The 13,535-nt window shown below is 69.5% G+C and carries 15 protein-coding genes; 7 read left to right on the top strand and 8 right to left on the bottom strand.

Annotated features, from left to right (window positions below; translation table 11 throughout):
* Positions 1-4 precede the first annotated feature (4 nt).
* From ABIS05_RS09680 to ABIS05_RS09660, 5 genes are all read right to left on the bottom strand, one after another.
* Positions 5-1,516, bottom strand: a complete 1,512-nt coding sequence (locus ABIS05_RS09680) for a PAS domain-containing sensor histidine kinase (protein ID WP_348013168.1) — start codon at positions 1,514-1,516, stop codon at positions 5-7.
* Between the two features lie 2 nt (positions 1,517-1,518).
* The gene (locus tag ABIS05_RS09675) at positions 1,519-2,322 is read right to left on the bottom strand and encodes an alpha/beta hydrolase (RefSeq protein ID WP_348013167.1); all 804 of its coding nucleotides are present in this window, start codon (positions 2,320-2,322) and stop codon (positions 1,519-1,521) included.
* A gap of 21 nt (positions 2,323-2,343) precedes the next feature.
* On the bottom strand, positions 2,344-3,240 hold the full coding sequence (locus ABIS05_RS09670) for a Ku protein (RefSeq protein ID WP_348013166.1): 897 nt from the start codon (positions 3,238-3,240) through the stop codon (positions 2,344-2,346).
* Between the two features lie 9 nt (positions 3,241-3,249).
* Positions 3,250-3,426 carry a hypothetical protein gene (locus tag ABIS05_RS09665; protein WP_348013165.1) on the bottom strand — a complete coding sequence of 59 codons (177 nt, stop codon included), beginning with the start codon at positions 3,424-3,426 and terminating at the stop codon, positions 3,250-3,252.
* Positions 3,427-3,580: 154 nt separating this feature from the next.
* Positions 3,581-3,928, bottom strand: coding sequence for a PRC-barrel domain-containing protein (locus ABIS05_RS09660; RefSeq protein WP_348013164.1), 348 nt, complete (start codon positions 3,926-3,928; stop codon positions 3,581-3,583).
* A gap of 243 nt (positions 3,929-4,171) precedes the next feature.
* Here ABIS05_RS09660 and ABIS05_RS09655 point away from each other — a divergent pair, with 243 nt between their 5' ends.
* The 3 genes from ABIS05_RS09655 (at position 4,172) to ABIS05_RS09645 (ending at position 6,658) form a co-directional block, all read left to right on the top strand.
* On the top strand, positions 4,172-4,669 hold the full coding sequence (locus tag ABIS05_RS09655; RefSeq protein WP_348013163.1) for a hypothetical protein: 498 nt from the start codon (positions 4,172-4,174) through the stop codon (positions 4,667-4,669).
* 101 nt (positions 4,670-4,770) lie between these two features.
* A complete protein-coding gene (locus tag ABIS05_RS09650; protein WP_348013162.1) occupies positions 4,771-5,535 on the top strand; it encodes a SapC family protein in 765 nt (254 codons plus the stop codon).
* 139 nt (positions 5,536-5,674) lie between these two features.
* Positions 5,675-6,658 carry a dienelactone hydrolase family protein gene (locus tag ABIS05_RS09645; protein ID WP_348013161.1) on the top strand — a complete coding sequence of 328 codons (984 nt, stop codon included), beginning with the start codon at positions 5,675-5,677 and terminating at the stop codon, positions 6,656-6,658.
* A gap of 9 nt (positions 6,659-6,667) precedes the next feature.
* On the opposite strand, the gene eutC is transcribed toward ABIS05_RS09645, so the two are convergent.
* Complete coding sequence (gene eutC / locus ABIS05_RS09640; RefSeq protein ID WP_348013160.1) at positions 6,668-7,462, bottom strand: ethanolamine ammonia-lyase subunit EutC; 795 nt, start codon at positions 7,460-7,462, stop codon at positions 6,668-6,670.
* The gene (locus ABIS05_RS09635; RefSeq protein ID WP_348013159.1) at positions 7,459-8,829 is read right to left on the bottom strand and encodes an ethanolamine ammonia-lyase subunit EutB; all 1,371 of its coding nucleotides are present in this window, start codon (positions 8,827-8,829) and stop codon (positions 7,459-7,461) included. The genes eutC and ABIS05_RS09635 overlap by 4 nt, the downstream gene beginning before the upstream one ends.
* A 187-nt stretch (positions 8,830-9,016) precedes the next feature.
* On the opposite strand from ABIS05_RS09635, the gene ABIS05_RS09630 reads away from it, so the two are divergent.
* The 3 genes from ABIS05_RS09630 (at position 9,017) to ABIS05_RS09620 (ending at position 10,938) form a co-directional block, all read left to right on the top strand.
* Positions 9,017-9,712 (top strand): hypothetical protein, encoded by a 696-nt coding sequence (locus ABIS05_RS09630; protein ID WP_348013158.1) that lies wholly within the window; start codon positions 9,017-9,019, stop codon positions 9,710-9,712.
* 111 nt (positions 9,713-9,823) lie between these two features.
* Entirely contained in the window at positions 9,824-10,690 is an 867-nt protein-coding gene (locus ABIS05_RS09625) for a hypothetical protein (protein WP_348013157.1), read from the top strand.
* On the top strand, positions 10,687-10,938 hold the full coding sequence (locus tag ABIS05_RS09620; protein ID WP_348013156.1) for a hypothetical protein: 252 nt from the start codon (positions 10,687-10,689) through the stop codon (positions 10,936-10,938). The genes ABIS05_RS09625 and ABIS05_RS09620 overlap by 4 nt, the downstream gene beginning before the upstream one ends.
* A 15-nt stretch (positions 10,939-10,953) precedes the next feature.
* Here the strand turns inward: ABIS05_RS09620 and ABIS05_RS09615 are convergent, their stop codons facing one another.
* Positions 10,954-12,210, bottom strand: coding sequence for a D-alanyl-D-alanine carboxypeptidase family protein (locus tag ABIS05_RS09615; RefSeq protein WP_348013155.1), 1,257 nt, complete (start codon positions 12,208-12,210; stop codon positions 10,954-10,956).
* Between the two features lie 336 nt (positions 12,211-12,546).
* On the opposite strand from ABIS05_RS09615, the gene ABIS05_RS09610 reads away from it, so the two are divergent.
* Positions 12,547-13,485 carry an alpha/beta hydrolase gene (locus ABIS05_RS09610; RefSeq protein ID WP_348013154.1) on the top strand — a complete coding sequence of 313 codons (939 nt, stop codon included), beginning with the start codon at positions 12,547-12,549 and terminating at the stop codon, positions 13,483-13,485.
* Positions 13,486-13,535 lie beyond the last annotated feature (50 nt).

Below are 13,535 nucleotides of genomic sequence, written 5' to 3'. Positions count from 1 at the left end.
CCGTTCAGCTGGCGAACACGAACCTGAACGTCGTGCCCTGCTCCCGCGACGAGGTCACGGTGACCGAGCCGCCGTGGGCCGCGGCGATGGCCTTGACGATGAACAGGCCCAGGCCGACGCTGCGCGTCGATTGATCCCGCGTGCCGCCACGGATGAGCGGCTGGAACATCCGCTCCAGCATCTCCGGTGGCACGGGCTCGCCGCGGTTGTGAACGGTGAGAACGCATTCGCAATCCTCGCGTGAGGAGGTCACCGCGATGGGGCCGTTCGGCTCGCCATAGGTCACCGCGTTGGCCACCAGGTTGCCCAGCAGCTGCGCGATCCGGTCGGGGTCGACCTTGCAGCCTGCCGACCCGTGGGCGGTGTGGCTGATCGGGTTGGCCGGGAAGGCCAGCTTCAGCTCCTCCACCAACTGCGCGACCAGTTCGTGCAGGTTGGCCGGCTTGTGGGCCACGGTCAGGCCGTGCCCCACGCGCACCAGCGTGAAGTCGAGCAGCTCGTCGATGAGCCGGCGGGCGCGGCGCGATGAGCGGTTGATGTTGTCCAGCACCTTGGCGTGCCGGGCGCTCAACGTGGCGTCTCGGCCAATGGCGCTGGCACCCATGGTGATGGCCGCCAGCGGGTTGCGTAGGTCGTGGCTGACGATGCCCATCATCTGTTCGGCGAACAGGGCACGGTCCTCGGCTTCGGCGCTCTTGCGCGCCAGCTCGGTGATGTCGCGCAGCACGCCGACAAACCGCTGCTGCGCCCCGCTGGCGTTGGCAAAAGCCTGGCCGGAGGAAATCAGGATCTTGTCGTGGCCGCGCGCGTCGCGGATGCCGAAGCTCCAGCTGTGCACGACGGACGGGTCGGCCAGCGCGTTCCGGAACGACAGCTCTTCGCCCTCGCGGTCCTTCGCGTGGATGGCACCGAGGAACTCGGCCTCGCCCACCGTCGCGGCCACGTCGAGCGCGAGCAGCGCCGCCACGGACGGCTCGAAGCGGCGCGTGCCTGTCTCGTCGGCGCTCCACAGGTGCAGCCCGCCCACGCGCACAGCCTGCCGCAGCTGCGACTCGGCCACCTGCAGCACCTCCTGCGCGCGCACCTCCTTCTCGGCCAGCGCTTCCGAGCGCTTGCGCTCCAGCAGCAGTTGGCGCTCGTACTTGTTCCTCTCCTCGGCCACGATGACGGACACCACGTCGTAGGCCGCCGCGCCGGTGCCCTTGCGAACGGCGTTCAGCATGACGGTCAGCAACCCGCCATCGCTGCGCTTGAGGTCGAACTTGACCTCGGAGATGGAGCCCTGGATCTGCAGGATGGGCAGCCAGTGCGTCTGGTAAAAGATGCGCCCGCCCACGTTGAAGAGGTCCTGCAGCTTCTTCAGCCCGATCAGCTCTGCCGCGCTGTAGCCGGCCCAGGTACACAGCGTGCGGTTCACGCTGGTGATCGTTCCCGAGGCGTCCGTCACCAGCAGCCCGACGGGCACCTCGTCGAGCAACTGCTCGAGCGGGGGGCACGCGGGTGGGGAAGGCGCCACGGTCAGAGGTTAAGCGCGGCCACGAAGCGGTCGATGGCCTGCTCGCTCGCGCTGGGCGCGCTGAGGTGCGGGCAGTGGCCGACGTTGTCGACGAGCTCCAGCGTCGAGCGCGGCAGCATCCGGTGCATGTAGTCGCCGACGGCCACTGGCGCAATGATGTCTTCGGTGGACTGCAGGATCAGCGTCGGTTCCTGCAGCTTGATCAGGTCGCTTCGGTTGTCCGACAGGAAGGTCACGCGCGCGAACTGCTTGGCGATCTCGGGGTCGGTGCGGCAAAAGCTTTCCGCCAGCTCCTGGCCGAGTTCCGGCCGGTCGGGCGCGCCCATGATGGCGGGCGCCATGTTGCTGGCCCAACCGAGGTAGTTGGACTCGAGCATGTCGAGCAGGCCGTCGATGTCTTGGCGCGAAAAGCCGCCCACGTAGTCGCCGTCATTGATGTAGCAGGGCGACGGGCCGACCATGATGTGCGCGGCGATGGCGCCCGGTGCGCGCAATCCGGCCAGCAGGCCGATCATGGCGCTGACCGAATGGCCGACGAGGATGACCGGCCCCGAGCCGAACTCCTGGACGATCTCTACCAAGTCCTCGGCATAACCACCCAGCGTGCTGTACTTCTGGCGGTCGTAGGCGCCCAGGTCGGACCGGCCGCTGCCGACCAGGTCGAACGTGACGACCTTGAAACGACGCGCGTATTGGGGCGCCAGCAGCCGCCACATGCTCTGGTCGCAACCAAAGCCATGCGCGAACACGACCGTTGCCGCGCCCTCGCCAATGACCTGAACGTTATTGCGTTGAGCAATGCTCATCTGGACCCCTTGCGAAACATGCTACGCAGCCTTCTTGCTGCGAGTGGTGCTCCGGGTCGCACTCTTCGCAGCCCCCTTCTTCGCCGGCGCCTTGGCCTTTGTCGACTTGCTCCCCAGGCTCTGGCGCAGCAGCTCGGTCAGGTCGACGACGTTGTCGCTGCGGCCCCCGTCGGGCGCGTCCTCGAAAGGCTTGACGGTGGACTTCTTGCCCGCCTTGGCCTTGGCCGCCACCAGCGCGTGGATGGCGGAGGTGAAGTCGTCCTTGAACTGCTCGGGCTTCCAGGCGGCAGTCATCTGCGCGATGAGCTGCCCGGCCATCTTCAGCTCGGCGGGCTTGAGGCCGTTGGCGGCGGCGCCGGCCTGGGGCAGGTCCAGCGCGTCGGGCGAGCGGATCTCCTCGGCCCAGCGCAGCGTGCCCAGCATCAGCGCCGGGCCGGCAGGGATGAGGGCCGCGAGGTGCTCCTTGTTGTGCAGCACGAAGCGGGCGATGCCGATGACGCCGGCTGCCTCCAGCGCCTCGCGCAGCAGCGCGTAGACGCGCTGCGCCTTGGCATCAGGCGACAGGTAGTAGGGCTTCTCGATGTAGACGAAGGACACCTCCGTCGCCTTCACGAAGGCCTCGATCTGTATGGTCTGCGTGCGCTTGGGGTAGGCGGCCTTGATCTCGTCGTCGGACAGCACGACGTAGTCATCGCCTTCGAGCTTCACGCCCTTGACGATGTGTTCCTTGGCGATCTCCTTGCCGGTGCGCTTGTTGATGCGCTTGTAGCCGACCGGGTCCATGCTGCGCTTGTCGAGCCAGTCGAAGTCGACCTCCTGCTCGCTGGTGGCCGTGTGCAAGGCCACGGGCACGTGGACGAGGCCGAAGGAGATGGCGCCCTTCCAGATGGCGCGCGGGCTGGCGGAGTGCTCTGCCATCGTGGCAGCTCAGCGGCCGAGCCTGAGCGCGACCGTGCTGGCCGGCGCATAGCCGGTCTGCACCGTCGGCTTGGGCGCCTTGTCGGGCGTGGGCAGCGGTGGTGGCGGCACTTCCTTGCGGCAGGCCGCCAGGCCGCCAACGGCGATCAGCGCACCGGTCATCAGCTGGGCGATTCGTGGCTTCATGGCGGTCATCCTCATCTGTGCTGCATTCGTTCGCGGACCGAGCGTCGGGCCGCTCCCAAGCCGGGCCGCATTGGGCGATGTGCTTGCGGCTCAACGCAGCAAGCATCGCCGTCCCCCCGGGGGACCGGCCAAGGTTCTCCTTGGACGAGGGGCTTCATACGCCCCAGGCGGCGCCGTAGTGGGCATAAACGCCGCGGCTGTAGTCCTCGCTCCAGGCGGGCGACTCGTCCTTGGCGTAGCGCGGGCCGGTCTTGAGTTGCTCCATGTCGAGGTTGACGACATAACCGTCCTTCTCGATGTCATAGGTCAGCATGCTCCAGGGCAGCGGAAAGGTGTCGCTACCCAGGCCCAGGAAGCCGCCGAAGGCCAGCGCGGCGTGGCGCACCAGGCCGCTGCGCTTGTCGATGACGAGGTCGTCGATGGTGCCGAGCTTCTCGCCGGCTAGGTTGTAGACGGCGGTGCCTTCGACCTTGGACGAAGAGATGGTGGGGTGCAAGCTCATGGGGATTCCTCGAAAAGCGTTGCAGCCACTATCCGGCGAGCGGCCGCACCGGGCGATCGGCCTGGGGGCAGTCCGCCTGTAGGTGCCGACCGACCCGTGCGGGACAGCCGCACCTGCGCGTGTCAGCGCAACTCCCCTCTGCCGGCCGCTTGTCCGATACGCGGCGACGAAAGGGGCCGACACCGCAGGCTGCCCGCTTTGCCCATGATTTGCTTCATCAAGCCTTATCGTCCGGAGACCTTCATGACGTCCCGCCTGCTCCCCCCGCTGCTCTGCTTTTGCATGGTGGGTTCAGCCCTTGCCCAGACGCAGAACGCCGTCACCTACAACGGCACTGCGCTGGCCGGCCAGGGTCAGGCCATGGCCGCCGGCGACCCTGAGCTGAACTGGCGCGACCCGCAGTGGCTGGCCAAGCAGCGTGAGCGCTCGCGCTGGCGCTACCAGCTCGGCCTGGAGCAGCAGGTTCGATCCCCCGTGCAGCTCGGCCCCCAGGCTGCGGTGCGCGAGGCGGTTTGGGCCGGCGTGAGCTACGACCTGACCACGCGACTGAGCGGCGGCGTGGAGACCCCGGTCTGGCAGCGTGACACCGGCTGGGCCTCGCGCATGAGCTTCGAGCGCCCCAAGAGCGACGGCGTGGCCGGGCTGCGCGGCGCGCTGTCGTACAAGCTCAGCTCGCAAAGCAAGCTGATGCTGCGCCCGCAGGCCCGGCGCGTGATGCTGACCTACGCCGCCACTTGGTAGGCGCGGCGCACCCGCACCCTTAAAGCAAGGGAAGCCACCGGCGCGCGGCGGCGCTGGGTTTCAGCAGAATCGGGCCCCGCCTTCCTTGCTGAACTCCCACGATGAAGACTCTGCTGATCTACGACGACCTCGTCTCGCTGAACCGTGAGCAGCATCGCCAGCTCAAGCTGGCGCCGCCTGCGCAGCCCTTCGGGTTTGCACGCGAGACCAACTCGGTGCTGATCGCCGCTGCGGAGCTGCCATTTGCTGTGCTGGACTTCCCCTGCGTCTTCATCGAGGCGGGCGATGGCCACAGCATTGCGGCGCTGGTGGGCCTGCGCGACCACGAGAACCTGTTCGTGCAGCCCGACGGCACCTGGGCGCGCGGCGCCTACCTGCCGGCGTTCTTCCGCCGCTATCCCTTCGTGCTGGCCGAGGCTGCCGGCGACCCGACCTTCACCGTCTGCCTGGACCGCGCCTGTGCGGGGCTGAACACCGAGCAGGGCGAGGCGCTGTTCGACGCCGAGGGCCAGGAGACGCCTTGGCTGGAGGAGATCAAGCGCTTCCTGCTGAGCTTTCGCAACGAGATGGCCGCCAGCCGCGACTTTGCCAACCAGCTGGCCGCGCTGGAGCTGCTGCAGGACGGCGTCATCGAGTACACGCTGGACGGCAACAAGAGCTCGCTGCGCGGCTTCAAGACCATCAACGAAGCCAAGCTGCGCGCACTGGACGCGGCCACGCTGCAGGAGCTGGCGGCGAAGGGCTGGCTGGGCTGGGCCTATGCCCACCTGCTGTCCATCCAGCAGGTGCAGCGCCTGGCGCAGCGGCTGGATGAGCGGCGAGCGCTGGATACGGCCGAGCGCGACGCGGCGCCTTCGACCCACTGAGCGAGAGGCAGGCGCCAGACTCGGGCGGCGACTTGCCTTCTCAACAACGGGCCGCAGGTGCTACAGGCAAGCCCCTAAAGCGCAGCTGGCGCCGCAGTGGTACGTTGGCACGGCGCAAATAAACCCCACGGAGACGAACATGGCTTGGCAATGCTTGAAGGTGACATGTCTGGCGATACTGGCCGTCGTGGCTGGGCTGGCCGCAATGCCGGCGCGGGCGTCGGGCGACAAAGGCCCCGACGCGGAACCTCCGACAGACGTCTCATTCATCAGCTTCCAGTCACCCAACCTGGCGGCGCCCGGCACGATGCTGACGATCCAGGGCAAGCTGAGCGTGCCGCGACATGACGAGCGTTCAGAGAGACACGGCGGCCACGACCACCGCAAGCTGCCGGCCGTGCTGATCCTGCACGGCTCGTCCGGCGTTGACGCGCGTGGCGATTTCTACGAAGCCGCGCTCAATGCGGCCGGCATCGCCACCTTGCAGATCGACATGTGGCAGGCGCGCGGCATCACCGCTGCTGGCCAGAGGCCCGCCGCACCCGTCATGACCTACCCCGATGCGTTCTCGGCCCTGGCCTTCCTGGCGCAGCAGCGCGGTATCGACGGCACGCGCGTCGGCGTGCTCGGCTTTTCCTGGGGTGGGCTGGTCAGCCTGGGCACGGCCGAGCGGCTGTACGCGGGCCAGTTCGGTGGCGGCCTGAAGTTCAAGGCCCACGTGGCGCACTACCCCGTGTGCTATGCATGGAACAACACGGCCCTGCTCGCCGCCGTGCACAGCACCCCCGCGCAATACGGCGTGCAGTGGATCAACCTCACCGGCGCGCCCGTGCTGATCCAGGTCGGCACGAAGGACGACTACGACAACAGCAGCCAACCGTGTGAAGCGCTGGCGCAGTCGGCCAACGCCGGCAACGGCGGCATCGTCAGCGTGAACGCCTACCCCGGCGCCACGCATGGCTGGGACCGGCTGATGGTGCCGATCGTCGTGGCGGACCCATTCGCCAACCAGGGCAGCTACTTCAGCACCGGCGTGCCGCCTGCGGTAGCGTTCACGCCCGACGCCGAGCAGGCCTACCAGTCGCGCGCACGCGTCGTGCGCTTCTTCGCCAAGCAGCTGTAGGGGCGGCGCCTATCCGCCCAGCAGCCGCATCAACGATGCCGGCGAGGCGGACAGCACCTGGTCATCCTGCTCGTCCTTCAGCTCGATACCGCTCAACTGGCGGGTTCGCGCCTCGCGCAGCAACGCGTGCAGCTTGGCGGCCGCAGCGGCGGGCGCCAAGCCCTCGGGGCGGATGTTGGAGATGCAGTTGCGCTGGGCATCCGCCAGGCCCACGCGCGGCGCCCAGCTGAAGTAGGCGCCCAGGCTGTCCGGCGCGCTCAGGCCCGGGCGCTCGCCGATGAGCACGACGACGCAGCGTGCGTTCAGCAGTGCGCCGGCCTCGTCGCCCAGCGCCACGCGGGCCTGGGTAGCGACAACGAGCGGTGCCCAGGTCCAACCGCCTTCCAGCAGCAGCCGCTCGCGCAGCGCCGTGAACAGCGGCAGCGCCTGGCGCTGCAGCGCCAACGCGGAGAGACCGTCGGCGAGGATGAAGGCGAGGTCAGTGGCCGGCGCGTTCAACCCCATCAACACGGTGACGCTGGCGGCGGCCAGGCGCCGGCCGAGGTCGGGCCGCTGCAGATAGCTGGCGCGGTCCACCGCCTGGCTTTGCACCTGCAAGGGCGCCTCACCCAGCGCGCGCAGGCCGGCCAGCAGCGCGCCCACATCGAGCGGCGCATGCACCGCATCGCGCGCCTCGGCGTGGGCCTGCTGGAAGGCCAGGTGGGCGCTCGTCGGCACGCTGACCCCGGCGCGGCCCAGGCCGATGCGCGCGGCGGTGTAGCGGCGCAGGCTGGCCCAGGGTTGGTCGGTGACGGGCGGCTTCATGACTGCGCCAGCAGGTGCGCGAAGCGCGCCGGCAAGCCCTCGGCAAGACGCAGCTCCGGCCCCGCCTCGAACACGCCCACCCGCTGCAGCCAGGCCTCGAACTCCGGCGCCGGCCGCAGGCCCAGCAAGCGGCGCATGGCCAGCGCGTCGTGGAAGCTGGTGCTCTGGTAGCCCAGCATGATGTCGTCCGACCCCGGCACGCCCATGATGTAGTTGCAGCCGGCCGCGCCCAGCAGCGTCAGCAAGCTGTCGACATCGTCCACGTCCGCCTCGGCGTGGTTGGTGAAGCACACGTCCACGCCCATCGGCAGCCCCAGCAATTTGCCGCAGCAGTGATCCTCAAGGCCCGCGCGCAGGATCTGTTTGCCGTCGAACAAATACTCCGGCCCGATGAAGCCGACGACGCTGTTGACCAGCAGTGGCTCGAAGCGCCGCGCGACGGCGTAGGCGCGGCACTCCAGCGTCTGCTGGTCGCAGCCGTGGTGGGCGCCGCTGGACAGCGCGCTGCCCTGGCCGGTCTCGAAGTACATGACCTGGCGGCCGCCGCGCTTCAGGCTCAGCGCCGCCGCCTGCGCTTCGGCCAGCAAATCGAGCGTGATGCCGAAGCCGCGGTTGGCGCCCTCGGTGCCGGCGATGGACTGGAACACCAGGTCCACCGGCGCGCCGCGCTCGATGGCCGCTAACGTCGTTGTCACATGCGTCAGCACGCAGCTCTGCGTCGGGATCGCGTGGCGCGTGATGACGGCGTCCAACATCTGCAGCAGGCGCATCACCTGGGGCAGGTTGTCGGTGGCCGGGTTGATGCCGATGACGGCGTCACCCGCGCCCATCAGCAGGCCGTCGAGCAGGCTGGCGGCGATGCCGGCCTCGTCGTCGGTCGGGTGGTTGGGTTGCAGCCGTGTGGCCAGGCGGCCGCGCAGGCCGAGCGTGCTGCGGAACTGCGTGACGACCTCGCAGCGGCGCGCGATCAGCATCAGGTCCTGCACGCGGCAGAGCTTGCTGACGGCGGCAGCCATCTCGGGCGTCAGGCCGCTCGCGATCTGCGCCGGCTCGACGGCATCGGCCAGCAGCGCATCGCGCAGGCCACCGACGGTGAGATGCGAGATCGGCGCGAAGGCGGTGGCGTCATGCGTGTCGACGATGAGGCGCGTGACCTCGTCCGTCTCATAAGGCACGACGGCCTCGTTCAGGAACGTGGTTAGCGGCAGGTCGGCCAGCGCCAATTGCGCCGCCACCCGCTCGCGGGCGTTCGCCGCCGCCACGCCGGCCAGCTCGTCGCCCGAGCGGCGCGGGCTGGCCTTGGCGAGCAAGGTGCGCAGGTCGGCAAACTGGAATCGTTCGGCGCCAAGGGTGTGGCCGTAGGGCATGACGCGAGTGTGCGCAAAAGCAGTGGCGGATGCATGACCGCGCGTAAACCGCCTGTCGAAAAAATTGACGCCCGGCTGGCGACCCGCCAAGCAACGGAGCGCAAGTGGCTGTAGATGCAGGCGTTTTCGGCACGGGCGCGCGACTTGCGTGTGAGCCCTGCCCCCCAAATCAGAAGAGGTTCTCTCCATGACGCCATCTGCCACTCTTGCCGCCCGACTCCGCCATGGCCTCTTCGGCTGGCTGCTAGCGGGCCTGGCCGCCACCGCCGGCGCGGCGCCTGTCTGGGTCGAGTCCAACGCACTGCAGAGCGCGCTCGACAACAACTGGACCTATGCCTCCGACGCCGTTGCGCGGACCGGCACCGTCAGCTTTCACGACCAGGGCGCCACGAACGCCGGCGCCACGGATGCCCACCTCGGCATGTACCTGGGCTGGGCCTGGAGCTACGACGCCAGCGGCGCGGCCACCTCGCTGCTGTGGAGCAATGCCGACCAGGCCTTCGGCGGCGGCGGCGTCAAGCTGGGCATCACCGGCCACACCGGCAGCATCCAGCTTGGCGATGTTGGCAACGACAGCTGGATTGGCAACCCGTGGACGCCGGGCGCTCCGGCCATCGGCATCGCGACGCAGGCCGACTGGGTAGTGCCGCTGTTCGACTTCGGCACCATCGCCGCTGGCGCCACGGTGCTCTACGACATCACGCTGACCTTCAGCTTCGACACCCAGGCCGCCTTCGACGACTGGAACCGTGGCGGCAATTTCTACCTGGGTGGCCAGGGCGTCGCCGCGCCCCTGCCCGAGCCGGCCAGCCTGGCCTTGGTGATGCTGGCGCTGCTGGCCTGGCGAGCGACAGGTTCGTCCGTCAAGCCCAGCCCCCGGTAAACGCAGTACGCCGCCGGCCCTCGGGCTGGCCGGCGCGACTGGCAACACCGAGCAAACGGTGGGCACGGGATCACGACGCTGTCACGCCAGCAGCCTAGGCTGCTGGCTGCCATGCCGCTGCCTGCCGAACTCCTCCCGCCCTGGGCCTGGGCCCTGCTCGCCTTCGCCGCCCTGCCCGCCGCCCTCGTCCTGCTGCAGGGCAAGCTGCTGTTCGGCCGCACCTGGGTCATCCGCCGCACCGACCCGGGCCCAGCCGCAGCGCGCCGTCACACCGCAGCCGTGTGGCTGGCGCGCCCGGGCGGCGTGCAACTGCAAGGCTGGCTGACCACGCCCGTGGGTGGCGAGCCCCCGCGCCGCCTGCTGCTGTGGTTTGGCGGGCGCAACGAGAACGTCGCCTGGACGCCCGACCTCGCCGGCTGGCTGCCCGACGACTGCGCGCTGCTGGCCTTCAACTACCGCAGCCTCGGCGCCAGCGGCGGCTGGCCCTGCGAGGCCGCCTGCGTGGCCGACGCCGAAGCCGCCGCCGCGTGGGGGCTGGCGCGGCTGGCGCTGCCGCCGCAGGCGCTGCACCTGGCCGGCCGCAGCCTGGGCACCGGCGTGGCCATGCAGCTCGCATCGCGGCTGGCCACGGCCGGGCGCCCGGCCGCCAGCGTCGCCCTCATCACGCCGCTGAAGAGCCTGCGGGCCGTGCTGCGGCGCAACCCCATGCTCGCGCCGCTGACGCCGCTGCTGCGCTCGCCGCTCGATTCCGTTGCCGCCGCACGGGCGCTGAACTGCGCGGTGCTCGTGCTGCTGGCCGAGCGCGACAGCCAGGTGCCGCACGCCCATTCGCACACGCTCGTCGCGGCCTTGCGCCACGCTGGCGCCGCCGTCACCGTGCACAAGCTCGCCGGCACCGACCACCGCAGCCTGGCGCGCACGCCGGCCGCGATGCAACACCTGGGCGGCTGGTTGCTGGAAGAATCCGCAGCAGGATGAAGAAAACCCTGCAAGCCATCGCCATGGTCACCGCCGTGACCAGCGCCAGCGCGCCAGCCCTCGCGGCCGACACCCAGTTCGCCGTCCTCGTGCTGGCAATGCCCACCAAGTACCACTATGAGTACATCCCGGTGGCGCGCGAGAGCTTCGAGAAGCTCGCCAAGCTGCACGCCTTCGAGATGTACAAGGACCCACGCTACCTGGACCACCTGTGGGGCGGCATCTGGTGGGCGGCCACGGGGCACTGACCGCCAGGTTTCAGGCTACTTCGAGAACCAGCCGCCAATGCGCTGCTTGAGGCGAAGGAAGAAGCCCGCGCGTTCCACGTCAGCCAGCGCGACCACCGGCGCCTCGCCGAGCGTCTTGCCATTGGCCACCGCGACCAGCTTGCCGATCACCGCGCCCTTGGCGATCGGCGCCTCCAGGCCCGCGTTCAGCGTCACCTCGGTCTTGACCGCGGCGGCCTGCCCCTTCGGGATCACCATCGTCCACGGCTTGGCAATGCCCGCCGCCACCTCGGGAGCCACACCGTACAGCACCTGGGCGTTCGTCAGCGTCGCGCCCGGCTGGGCCGGCGTCGCTTCCTCGAAGTTGGCATAGCCCCAGTTGAACAGCACGCGGGTCTGGTCCGCCCGGGCCTGCTTGCTGTTCGCGTTCATGATGACCGAGATCAGGCGCATGCCATTGCGCTTGGACGAAGCGGTCAGGCAGTAGCCGGCGTCCTCCGTGTGCCCGGTCTTGAGCCCGTCGACGGTCGGGTCCGTGTAGAGCAGCGCGTTGCGGTTGCCCTGCTTGATGTTGTTGTAGGTGAACTCGCGCTCGGCGTAGATCGGGTAGTACTCGGCGCTGTTGCGGATGATGGCCGCGGCCAGCACGGCCAGGTCCTTGGCCGAGGCCTTGTTGTTGGGGTCGGGCAGCCCGGCCGCGTTGGCGAACTGCGTCTTCGTCATGCCGAGCTTGGCGGCCTCGGCATTCATCAGGGTGACGAACCCGGCCTCCGAGCCGCCGATGTGTTCGGCCAGCGCCTTGGAGGCGTCGTTGCCGCTGGCGATGACGACGCCGCGCAGCATGTCCATCAACGAGGCTTGCGTGTTCAGCGGCACGAACATGCAGCTGTCGCCGTCCTTGCCGCCGCGGCACCAGGCGCTCTCGCTCATGGTGACCGGCTCGTCGGGCTTGTGCTTGCCGCTCTTCAAGCCCTGCTCGACCAGGTAGCTGGTCATCATCTTCGTCAGCGACGCGGGCGGCAGCGGCTCGTCCGGGTTGGACGACGCCAGCAGCTGGCCGGTATTGAAGTCCATCAGCACCCAGGCTTTGTTCTCAAGCACCGGGACGGATTGCCCGTTCGCGTCGGTGGTCATCGCCTGTTCGGCGGCGGCGGGCTTGGCCTTGCGGGCCGCCGCGGCGTGGGGCTTGGGCTTGGCATGCGGCGCGCCAGAGGCGGCTGCGGCCATGCTGGCGAGGATGGCGCTGGCGAGGAGGGAAGGAAGGAGGCGGGAGAGGGGGGATTTGCGGGTCATGGAGATGCTTGCTGAAGAAGCCGGTCGGTAGCTGGCGATCATTGCGCGGGTGCCCAGGGCCGGTGAGGTGTGCCGCTCGCTCGAAACACCCGTCGTCGTCGATGCGATGGAGCGGCCGGTGGCAGCGCATCACGCCGGCATAGGCGGGCGTCCGGTCGACGTGATCGCTGGGTGATCGCGGTCCATTGTGGCTCGCTGCGCTTTGGCGGGCGGTGGCGCCGCTGCGCCGCTGCCATGCCGTGCCGTTGATCAACCTGCTGAGCGGTGGAGTGGGTCCGCATCGTACGCAGCGGCGTGCGGGCACACTGCGCCGTCATGAACGCCACTCGTCGCTTGATGAGCCTCCTGCCTCTGGCCGGCCTGCTGCCAGCCCTCGCGCCGGCCGCCATCGCCCCCGCCGTGCTGCCGCTCTGGCCCGAAGGCGTGCCCGCCTCCGTGCGCGCCGATGTCCCGGCCGCGCGCGGCGACCTCGGCCCCGAGCGCGTGGATGCGAACGGCGCCATCGCCAACGTGTCGCTACCCACGCTGACCGTCGTGCCGCCCGCCGTGGACCGCCCCAACGGCACCGCCGTCATCCTCTGTCCGGGCGGCGGCTACAGCTACCTGTCGTGGAACCGCGAGGGGCTGCAATACGCCGCCTGGCTGAGCACGCTGGGCATCACGACCTTCATCCTGAAAAGCCGCCTGCAGGAATGGGGCCACCCCGCGCCGCTGCAGGACGTGCTGCGCGCCATGCGCCTGGTGCGCTCGCGCGCGGCCGAATTCGGTGTCGACCCGAATCGCATCGGCATCATGGGCAGCTCCGCCGGCGGCCACCTGGCGGCCAGCGCCAGCACGCTTTTCGACCACGCCGACGGCCGCACCGGCGCCGCGCTGGACACGGTGAGCGCCCGGCCCGACTTCGCCGTGCTCGTCTACCCCGTCATCACCATGACCGACCCCGCCGCCCACGCCGGCTCGCGGCGCGCGCTGCTGGGCAACTCGCCGAGCGCGGCGCTGCTGACGCTGACGTCCGTGGAGCAACAGGTGACCGCCTCGACGCCGCCCACGCTGTTGCTGCACACGCAGGGCGACAAGACCGTGCCGGTGCAGAACAGCATCCTGTACTACCAAGCGCTCACCCGCTCGGGCGTGCCGGCGGAGCTGTATGTGTTCGAGCAGGGCGGGCACGGCATCGGCATGCGGGACGCGTTGGGTACGGCGTCGGCATGGCCGAGGCGGGTGGAGGAGTGGTTGCGCATGCGAGGGTTGCTGGGCAAGGAGACGGCGCGGTGAGGAAGGCAAGTTCTGCTGGAACCAGCCGGAGCGGTTCGGCGGCTTGCAAT

The organism is Roseateles sp., from assembly GCF_039929605.1.
Taxonomy (GTDB): domain Bacteria; phylum Pseudomonadota; class Gammaproteobacteria; order Burkholderiales; family Burkholderiaceae_C; genus Pelomonas.
This window is presented reverse-complemented; position numbering and strand designations above follow the sequence as displayed.

Coding starts and splice junctions, on each gene's coding strand:
- ABIS05_RS09625 (WP_348013157.1), top strand. CDS start 9,824: ATGCCGCTGCCTGCCGAACTCCTCCCGCCCTGGGCCTGGGCCCTGCTC.
- ABIS05_RS09620 (WP_348013156.1), top strand. CDS start 10,687: ATGAAGAAAACCCTGCAAGCCATCGCCATGGTCACCGCCGTGACCAGC.
- eutC (WP_348013160.1), bottom strand. CDS start 7,462: ATGAAGCCGCCCGTCACCGACCAACCCTGGGCCAGCCTGCGCCGCTAC.
- ABIS05_RS09610 (WP_348013154.1), top strand. CDS start 12,547: ATGAGCCTCCTGCCTCTGGCCGGCCTGCTGCCAGCCCTCGCGCCGGCC.
- ABIS05_RS09630 (WP_348013158.1), top strand. CDS start 9,017: ATGACGCCATCTGCCACTCTTGCCGCCCGACTCCGCCATGGCCTCTTC.
- ABIS05_RS09675 (WP_348013167.1), bottom strand. CDS start 2,322: ATGAGCATTGCTCAACGCAATAACGTTCAGGTCATTGGCGAGGGCGCG.
- ABIS05_RS09655 (WP_348013163.1), top strand. CDS start 4,172: ATGACGTCCCGCCTGCTCCCCCCGCTGCTCTGCTTTTGCATGGTGGGT.
- ABIS05_RS09660 (WP_348013164.1), bottom strand. CDS start 3,928: ATGAGCTTGCACCCCACCATCTCTTCGTCCAAGGTCGAAGGCACCGCC.
- ABIS05_RS09670 (WP_348013166.1), bottom strand. CDS start 3,240: ATGGCAGAGCACTCCGCCAGCCCGCGCGCCATCTGGAAGGGCGCCATC.
- ABIS05_RS09615 (WP_348013155.1), bottom strand. CDS start 12,210: ATGACCCGCAAATCCCCCCTCTCCCGCCTCCTTCCTTCCCTCCTCGCC.
- ABIS05_RS09665 (WP_348013165.1), bottom strand. CDS start 3,426: ATGAAGCCACGAATCGCCCAGCTGATGACCGGTGCGCTGATCGCCGTT.
- ABIS05_RS09635 (WP_348013159.1), bottom strand. CDS start 8,829: ATGCCCTACGGCCACACCCTTGGCGCCGAACGATTCCAGTTTGCCGAC.
- ABIS05_RS09650 (WP_348013162.1), top strand. CDS start 4,771: ATGAAGACTCTGCTGATCTACGACGACCTCGTCTCGCTGAACCGTGAG.
- ABIS05_RS09645 (WP_348013161.1), top strand. CDS start 5,675: ATGGCTTGGCAATGCTTGAAGGTGACATGTCTGGCGATACTGGCCGTC.